General features: G+C 27.9%; 10 protein-coding genes. 5 read left to right on the forward strand and 5 right to left on the reverse strand.

The genetic code is table 11. The features are described 5' to 3' along the window. Positions 1–71: 71 nt before the first annotated feature. The 5 genes from RT575_RS04715 (at position 72) to RT575_RS04735 (ending at position 3,285) form a co-directional block, all read left to right on the forward strand. Positions 72–491 (forward strand): hypothetical protein, encoded by a 420-nt coding sequence (locus RT575_RS04715; RefSeq protein ID WP_313579205.1) that lies wholly within the window; start codon positions 72–74, stop codon positions 489–491. A gap of 277 nt (positions 492–768) precedes the next feature. Then, entirely contained in the window at positions 769–1,191 is a 423-nt protein-coding gene (locus RT575_RS04720) for a hypothetical protein (RefSeq protein WP_313579206.1), read from the forward strand. A gap of 277 nt (positions 1,192–1,468) precedes the next feature. After that, positions 1,469–1,891, forward strand: a complete 423-nt coding sequence (locus RT575_RS04725; RefSeq protein ID WP_313579208.1) for a hypothetical protein — start codon at positions 1,469–1,471, stop codon at positions 1,889–1,891. A gap of 360 nt (positions 1,892–2,251) precedes the next feature. Further along, positions 2,252–3,094, forward strand: coding sequence for an RHS repeat-associated core domain-containing protein (locus RT575_RS04730; protein ID WP_313579506.1), 843 nt, complete (start codon positions 2,252–2,254; stop codon positions 3,092–3,094). A gap of 2 nt (positions 3,095–3,096) precedes the next feature. After that, positions 3,097–3,285, forward strand: a complete 189-nt coding sequence (locus RT575_RS04735) for a hypothetical protein (RefSeq protein ID WP_313579210.1) — start codon at positions 3,097–3,099, stop codon at positions 3,283–3,285. Positions 3,286–3,436: 151 nt separating this feature from the next. On the opposite strand, the gene RT575_RS04740 is transcribed toward RT575_RS04735, so the two are convergent. The 5 genes from RT575_RS04740 to RT575_RS04760 all read right to left on the reverse strand — a co-directional run bounded on the left by RT575_RS04740 (position 3,437) and on the right by RT575_RS04760 (position 7,838). Continuing rightward, on the reverse strand, positions 3,437–4,192 hold the full coding sequence (locus RT575_RS04740) for a LytTR family DNA-binding domain-containing protein (RefSeq protein ID WP_313579212.1): 756 nt from the start codon (positions 4,190–4,192) through the stop codon (positions 3,437–3,439). 571 nt (positions 4,193–4,763) lie between these two features. Next, positions 4,764–5,321, reverse strand: coding sequence for a 2TM domain-containing protein (locus RT575_RS04745; RefSeq protein WP_313579213.1), 558 nt, complete (start codon positions 5,319–5,321; stop codon positions 4,764–4,766). Between the two features lie 65 nt (positions 5,322–5,386). Then, entirely contained in the window at positions 5,387–5,683 is a 297-nt protein-coding gene (locus tag RT575_RS04750; RefSeq protein ID WP_313376674.1) for a 2TM domain-containing protein, read from the reverse strand. A 48-nt stretch (positions 5,684–5,731) separates the two neighbouring features. Then, positions 5,732–7,183, reverse strand: a complete 1,452-nt coding sequence (locus tag RT575_RS04755; RefSeq protein WP_313579215.1) for a histidine kinase — start codon at positions 7,181–7,183, stop codon at positions 5,732–5,734. Between the two features lie 340 nt (positions 7,184–7,523). Further along, the gene (locus tag RT575_RS04760) at positions 7,524–7,838 is read right to left on the reverse strand and encodes a GIY-YIG nuclease family protein (RefSeq protein WP_313579217.1); all 315 of its coding nucleotides are present in this window, start codon (positions 7,836–7,838) and stop codon (positions 7,524–7,526) included. Positions 7,839–8,102: the final 264 nt, after the last annotated feature.

Consider the following 8,102-nt stretch of genomic DNA (forward strand, 5'->3'; position numbering starts at 1 on the left):
GAATAATTATAAATAAAATTGGTGGAGATAGTATTGATGAAAAAGTTAAAATATATATAAAACCTTAATAAATGAAATTAAAATTATCTGAAACACAACAATATATTTTAGGAATATTAGGGATTATATTATTAGGAACTTTTATTCAGATAAATAAGCAAAAATCTTTTAATCGTATTTTGAATAATTCAAGATATACAATAGGTAAAACTACTAAAATAAATTCATATAAGAAACGAAATTATTTTCACTACGAATACTATTTTGAAAATTTAAAAAAAGAAGCAGGAATAAGTGAATATTCATCTAATAACCTTTTTATAGGTAAACGATATTTTGTAGTATTTGAAGAGGGTAACCCTGAAAATTCAATGTTAATACCATTCTTATTTGTACCTGACAGTATAACAAAAGTACCAGCAGAAGGGTGGAGTGAACCTCCAATACCTATAGATAAAAATAGAATTAAAAACTTTTTAGAAAATTATTAATAGTTACTATCTCAAATAAAATAAACAATAATACAAAAGGCAAACTAACGTTTGCCTTTTGTTATTTTATAAAGTTGCTATGTATAAACAAAACCTACTGCTCCAACCAATTCTTAAAATCAGCTACTTTTTCTCTGCTCATTATAATTATTTTCTTATTTTTATAGAGAAGTTCTTTGATTAGTTTTTTAGAAGAAAACAATTATTACCCTTTTATATTAAAATTGGTGAAGATGATATTGATGAAAAAGTTAAAATATATATAAAACCTTAATAAATGAAATTAAAATTATCCGAAACTCAACAATATTTTTTGGGAATATTATTAGTTATATTATTAGGAATATTTATTTATATAAATAAGCAAAAATCTTTTAATCGTATTTTGAATAATTCAAGGTATACAATTAGTGAAATTTATGATTTAAAACGTTATTCAAGATCTAATGATTATTACATGTATAGTTATAAGGTTAATAATCTAATTTTAAAAAAAGGTATTAGTTCTAATAGTTCAAATAATCTTTTTGTAGGTAAACGTTATTTTGTTGTATTTGAAGAAGGTAACCCTGAAAGTTCAATGTTAATACCATTCTTATTTGTTCCTGATAGTATAACAAAATCTCCAAATGAAGGGTGGAGTGAACCTCCAATACCTATAGATAAAAATAGAATTAAAAACTTTTTAGAAAATTATTAATAGTTACTATCTCAAATAAAATAAACAATAATACAAAAGGCAAACTAACGTTTGCCTTTTGTTATTTTATAAAGTTGCTATGTATAAACAAAACCTACTGCTCCAACCAATTCTTAAAATCAGCTACTTTTTCTCTGCTCATTATAATTATTTTCTTATTTTTATAGAGAAGTTCTTTGATTAGTTTTTTAGAAGAAAACAATTATTACCCTTTTATATTAAAATTGGTGAAGATGATATTGATGAAAAAGTTGAAAAATACATAAAACCTTAGTAAATGAAATTTAAATTATCCAAGACCCAACAGTACTTTTTAGGAATTCTATTCTTTGCTATTTTTCTAATTGTGGTATATTTTATTAAAAATAATAATTTTAATAAAATTTTAATAAACACAAAATATACAATTAGTGAAATTTACGATTTAAAACGTTATGCAAGATCTAGTGATTCTTACATGTATAGTTATAAAGTTAATAATCTAATTTTTAAACAAGGTATTAGTTCTAATAGTTCAAATAATCTATTTGTAGGAAAACGATATTTTGTAGTATTTGAAGAAGGTAATCCTAAAAATTCAATGTTAATACCATTCTTATTTGTACCTGATAGTATAACAAAAGCACCAGCAGAAGGTTGGCGAGAGCCACCAATTCCTATAGATAAAAATGAAATTAAAAAATTTTTAGAGAGTTATTAGTATATACTATTCGAAACACAAATTCAAAATAGAACCAAAGGCAAACAAACGTTTGCCTTTGGTTATTTTATAAAGTTGCTATGTATAAACAAAACCTAATGCTCCAACCAATTCTTAAAATCAGCTACTTTTTCTCTGCTCATTATAATTATTTTCTTATTTTTATAGAGAAGTTCTTTGATTAGTTTTTTAGAAGAAAACAACTATTATCCTTTTGGGTTAAAACATAGTGGGTATACAGCAAGTACTATTGGTAATAAAAATTATAATTACAAATACAATGATTATGAAGAAAAAAGCTTTAATTAAGCTTTTGACGAACATACCGCACGAAGTGCTGAGTTACAAACAGATCTAGACATCAACCTTTACGATTACGGTGCTCGTAATTACGACCCTGCAATCGGTCGTTGGTTTAACATTGACCCGCTCGCAGAGAAAATGAGACGCCATTCTCCTTACAACTACGCTTTTAATAATCCTCTTCGTTTTATTGACCCTGATGGAATGGCACCTGATGATTGGGGAAAAATAGGAAATCAATGGGTCTATAATTCAAATGTTCATTCTAAAGAAGATGCTCTTAAAAGAGGTTATTCTGATTATTCCAATGGGAAAACTAATAATACTTACTCAAATGAAGATGGAAATGTAACATTGAATAGTAATGGTTCTTGGACTCAAAATGGGAATACATATTCAGCTCCTGATATAGGTATATATGAAAATAATTCTATAACTGGAACTTCTACTCTAAATCCTAAAGATGATGCTTTATATGCTGAACAAGCTAGACCAGCCTTAGGTAATACACTAATAGGATTCGGAGAAATGAGCCAAGCTACAGGAGATGCTGCAACTGTAGCAGGTTTAGGTATGTCTGCAACTGGAGTTGGTGCAGCAGCAGGAGTTCCTTTAGGAGCAACAGGTGCAGCTATTTCAAAAGTAGGCTTAGTAGCTGAAATTTCAGGAGATTTTATTAAAAATGGTATAAATAAAGAAACCGTTATAAGGAGTTCTTTGAAAGTAGGATTATCTATATTCTTTGGTACATTAGGTGATAAAGGAGTAAGTGCTACTAGAGTTGTAGCTGGTAAAGAAGCTGTACAAGCTGGAGAGAATAGAGTTAGTGAGGCTGTTATACAGGGAATTGTTATGGGAGCTGAAAAAACAACAGATAAATTTTTAAATCACAAAAAATAATTATGGATTACGAATTTTTAGGATTATCAATTATTTTAATTTTTACAGGAATAACTCTTATTTTAAAAAATAAATTTTGGAAACTAGATGATAAAGATTTAAAAAAAATTCCAGAAATACAATTATTTGGTTCTGGAGTTGCTTCTCTTTTTATTGGTTTGGTAATTCTTATTAAACTAATCTTAAACTAATAATTTTAATCAAAGAGTACGGTAAGGTAGTGTTCCAAACGTACTGTTATTACATAACGTATTAATTTTAAATAAAAATCAACAACAAAATCAAAGGCAAACTATGGTTTGCCTTTTGTTATTTTATAAAGTTGCTATGTATAAACAAAGCCTAATGCTCCAACCAATTCTTAAAATCGGCTACCTTTTCTCTGCTTACTATCATCTCTAAATCGTCGAATGTAGAAAGCCTTATTTTTAGGCGAGAATTGCTATAAACTGTAATTTCTTTTATACTATCTATTCGGATAATTTGACTGCGATTTATCCTAAAAAATTTCTTTGGGTCTACTTGTTCTTCTAATTTATCCAAAGAAAAATCGACCAAATAGTTTTTATTTTCTTTTGTATGGATAAAAGAAGCTTTGTTTTCGCTAAAAAAACATTCTACGTTTTCTGTTTCTACAATTTTTATAGATGTTCCTATTTTTATAGAAAACCGTTCTTTGTATTTTTTTTCGGTTTGTGTTGTCGTAAATAATTTTTTAATTTCTAGAATATCCAAAGTAGAAGCCGATTGTTGCTGTTTTTCAAATTTAGAAAGTGCAAATTTCAATTCTTCTTCATCAACTGGTTTTAGTAAATAATCAATGGAATTTAGTTTAAATGCTTTTAAAACATATTCGTCATAAGCTGTTGTGAAAATAATAGCAGACGATAATTCTACTTGGTCAACTATTTCAAAAGATAAACCATCGGACAATTGTATATCCATAAAAATTAAATCTGGATGTGGATTACTTTCTAGCCAGGAAACACTTTCTTCTACCGAATGGAGCATTTCTGTGATTTCGTAACCCAATTTTTCTACTCGCCTTTTTAATAATCGGGCTGCTGGTTTTTCGTCTTCTATAATTATTATTTTCATTGTTGTGCTAATTATTTATCTTATGCTGAGCTCATCGAAACATTCTTTATATGTAATTATTCTTCGACAGGCTCAGAATGACATTTAGATACTATTTCTAAACCTTAAAGTTACATTGATTATTCATGTCATGTTGAGCTTGTCGAAACATTGTTTATATGTAATTATTCTTCGATAGACTCAGAATGACATTTAAATACTATTTCTAAATCCTAAAGTTACATTGATTATCATGTCATGTTGAGCTCATCGAAACATTGTTTATATGTAATTATTCTTCGACAGCCTCAGAATGACATTTAGATACTATTTCTAAATCCTAAAGTTACATTGATTATGTATGTGTCATGTTGAGCTTGTCGAAACATTCTTTATATGTAATTATTCTTCGACAAGCTCAGAATGACATTTAAATACTATTTCTAAACCTTAAAGTTACATTGATTATTCATATCATGTTAAACTCATCGAAACACTGCGTTAGGGATTGTAGAGGAAATCCTTTTTCCTTAGAAAAAGATTGTAACGGAAAGCCCGACCGAAGGGAACGCCCATAAAAACAAATTATACATTAATCCCATTTCTTAGTTTGTTGCCTATTTTTTTCTAAAATTTGTTGTGCTTTTTTCTCTTCCCATTCTTTTCCTAGGGCAAAAACCCTCATTGTATGTAAAACTATTGCAAATCCCCATCCTAACATTGGCCAATAGAACCACCAATGTCCATAACTGGTTTTATAGTTTAGTATAAAAAGGAATAAAATAAAGATAGGATAAGCGATTAGATTTGTGTAATAATTTTTTAATTCTTTTACTCTTTTTAAAGCAATGTAATATTCATTTTCTTGATTTATTTTACTATCAATAATATATATATCATCTGCTCTTGACTTTTCCCAATCTTTATTGAAAACAAAAACCATTATGGTATGTAAAATAACTATAAGCCCCCAAATTAACATAGGCCAATGGAACCACCATTTTCCTTTATATGTTATGCAGTTTAGTATGAAAAAGAACAAACTGAATGTTATATAAATGCATAAACTTGTGTAATATTTTTTTAGTTCTTTGGACCTTTCTAAGGTTAGAATATATTTTTTTTCTTTTTGACTGAGTTGTGTTTTCATATCAAATCTTTTTTAGGTTTTATCGTAATCGTTTATAGATTTTTTGGGGTTACAATAAAAAAAGATTAATCCCACTTTTTAGTTTGCTGATTATACTTTTCTAGAATCTGTTGTGCTTTTCGTTCTTCCCAACCTTTGCCATATCCAAATACTTTTACGGTCTTAAACCCTATTGCAAGTCCCCAACCTAACATTGGCCAATAGAACCACCAATCTGCTTTGTCTGTTACATAGTTCAGAATGAAAAAAAACAGACTAAAGACAATATAAATACCCAAATGTGTGTAATATTTTTTTAGTTCTTTGGCTCTTTCAAAAGCGATATAATATTCTTTTTCTTCTTGGTTGAATTGTGTTTTCATATCAAATAATTTTTGTGTTAATATTTATTGTTTATTCTAAAAATGATTTTACTCCCATTTCTTTTTCTGCTGATTGTTCTTTTCTAGAATTTGTTGTGCTTTTCGCTCTTCCCAACCTTTGCCCAATCCAAATACTTTTACTGTATGCAATGCGATACCAAGCCCCCAACCCAACATTGGCCAATAGAACCACCAATGTCCTTTTGCTGTTAAATAGTTCAGAATAAAAAAGAACAGATTAAAGACAATATAAATACCCAAATGTGTATAATATTTTTTTAGTTCTTTGGCTCTTTCAAAAGCAATAAAGTATTCTTTTTCTTCTTGTTGAAATTGAGTTTTCATATCAATTATTTTTTGTGTTAATATTGGTAATTTTACGATGAATAATGCATCATTATGATTAATTTCTACTTCTCTGTTCGAAATTAATTGGTATCGGTTTATAATATTTTTTAGCCCTACTCCTGTAGAATCTTTAAAAGAGTCTTTGCGTTGAAGTGAGTTTTCTATAACTAAATTTCGTTCTTCTTGGTAAATTCTAATTTTTAGTGGTTTCTGCTCCGATGCCGAGTTATGTTTTATCACATTCTCTAACAATATTTGGAGAGAAAGTGGTACTATAAATTCTTGGTCGGTAAACGTTTCTGTTTCTAACTGAAAATCGATACTATTCTCAAATCTCAGTTTAAGTAAACTAATATATGTTTTCGCAAAATTTATTTCTTCTTGTACAGGAATTAATTCTTTACTTTTTTGTTCTAATACATAGCGATAAATCTTAGACAACGATGTTGTGAAATCTATTGCTTTGTCTGGATTTTCTTCTATCAGTCCCGTTAAAACATTTAGGCTATTGAACAAAAAATGTGGGTCTAATTGATTTTTTAATGTCTCGAACTGTGCTGTTGCAGATTCTGCTTTCACAGCCTCTTTTATAATTTCTTTTTCGAGATTATTTCTCTTCTTTTCTAAAAAATAGAAAATTCCAAGAAATATAATTGTTATAACTCCTACAAGAACATAGTTAGCAATTCCTTTGTAAAATATTGGTTTGCTAAGGAATGGATTTACAAAGTTTATAAAAACAAAATATAAAAACTGCGTATAAACCAATGATTGTAAAAAATATTTCCAAATGATGGTTTTAGGTTTATCTTCTGCTTTATATTTCTGTCTGAACTGATTAAAAATTCCTCCATTTATAAAACTTGCACACAAACTAAATACAGAATATCCCAAGAAATAGATAATTGCATTAGAATTAAAAAATGCTGAACTTGGTAAGTTTGGAGAAAGGAAGAATAAAATTGCATACAAAAGCAAATTTCCAAGCACGAGAATTATACTATTCCTTACAATTCTTTTTTTATTCAACAATATAATTCCCTCTATCAATTTATAGGTAATTAAACCTAGAATAACATATTTTGATAGATATCCTACTATTTCACCAGATTTATAGCTCAAGTGATTAGATGAATCTAAGATAATTTTCATATTTGATTCAAACTCTGAAAACTTAAGTCTAAATACGACCAATATGAATAGTATTGAAAATACAACTAAATATATTTTGTTATTCTTTTTCATATTATGCAATTAAATTAATTAACCAATAAACGACTTCGTTGATGAATTGAGCAAAAAAAGAAATCATAGTGTAAATTTTTAATCATTATTATTATTTTTAATTCAATTTTGGCGTTTCCTTCGGGCGGGCTTTTCGTTGCAATCTTTTTCTAAAGAAAAAGAATTTTCACTACAATCCCTAACGCATGTTTCGACAAGCTCAACATGACATAAAAAACAATCTAACATTTACTTATTTTTATAAATGTCACTCTGAGCTTGTCGAAGAGTTTTGATTATTTTTAGATAATTCTGGAAGTAAATTCCAATCTCCATTTATAATAGCTTTTTTTTTCTTTCGACTCCATCCTTTCAATTGTTTTTCAAATTTTATAGCCTCATCAACATCTGTAAATTGAGTATTAAACATTAATTCTATAGGTCTTCTTTTATAAGTATAAGTATAACTTTTAATATAAATTCCTTCTTGGTGTTCTAAAATTCTCTTCTCAAGATTATTTGTTATTCCTACATAATAAGACTTATCAGAGCATTGTAGAATATAAACATAATAGGTATTCATTTTTATTCTTTCCTTTTGTTTATTAATAACTTAACCTATAAATATAATTAATGTTTCGACAGGCTCAACATGACATAAAAAAACAATCTTACATTTACTTACTCTTACAAATGTCACTCTGAGCTTGTCGAAGAGTAATCAAAACTAAACTATGTTTCGACAGGCTCAACATGACATAAAAAACAATCTTACGTTTACTTACTCTTACGAATGTCACTCTGAGCTTGTCGAAGAGTAATCAAAACTAAACTATGTTTCGACAGG

Source organism: Chishuiella sp. (assembly GCF_032109125.1).
In the GTDB taxonomy this organism is placed as follows: domain Bacteria; phylum Bacteroidota; class Bacteroidia; order Flavobacteriales; family Weeksellaceae; genus Empedobacter.

Excerpts from the sequence above, each read along its gene's own strand:
- RT575_RS04715 (WP_313579205.1), top strand. The coding sequence starts at position 72 with ATGAAATTAAAATTATCTGAAACACAACAATATATTTTAGGAATATTA.
- RT575_RS04720 (WP_313579206.1), top strand. The coding sequence starts at position 769 with ATGAAATTAAAATTATCCGAAACTCAACAATATTTTTTGGGAATATTA.
- RT575_RS04725 (WP_313579208.1), top strand. The coding sequence starts at position 1,469 with ATGAAATTTAAATTATCCAAGACCCAACAGTACTTTTTAGGAATTCTA.
- RT575_RS04735 (WP_313579210.1), top strand. The coding sequence starts at position 3,097 with ATGGATTACGAATTTTTAGGATTATCAATTATTTTAATTTTTACAGGA.
- RT575_RS04740 (WP_313579212.1), bottom strand. The coding sequence starts at position 4,192 with ATGAAAATAATAATTATAGAAGACGAAAAACCAGCAGCCCGATTATTA.
- RT575_RS04745 (WP_313579213.1), bottom strand. The coding sequence starts at position 5,321 with ATGAAAACACAACTCAGTCAAAAAGAAAAAAAATATATTCTAACCTTA.
- RT575_RS04750 (WP_313376674.1), bottom strand. The coding sequence starts at position 5,683 with ATGAAAACACAATTCAACCAAGAAGAAAAAGAATATTATATCGCTTTT.
- RT575_RS04755 (WP_313579215.1), bottom strand. The coding sequence starts at position 7,183 with ATGAAAATTATCTTAGATTCATCTAATCACTTGAGCTATAAATCTGGT.
- RT575_RS04760 (WP_313579217.1), bottom strand. The coding sequence starts at position 7,838 with ATGAATACCTATTATGTTTATATTCTACAATGCTCTGATAAGTCTTAT.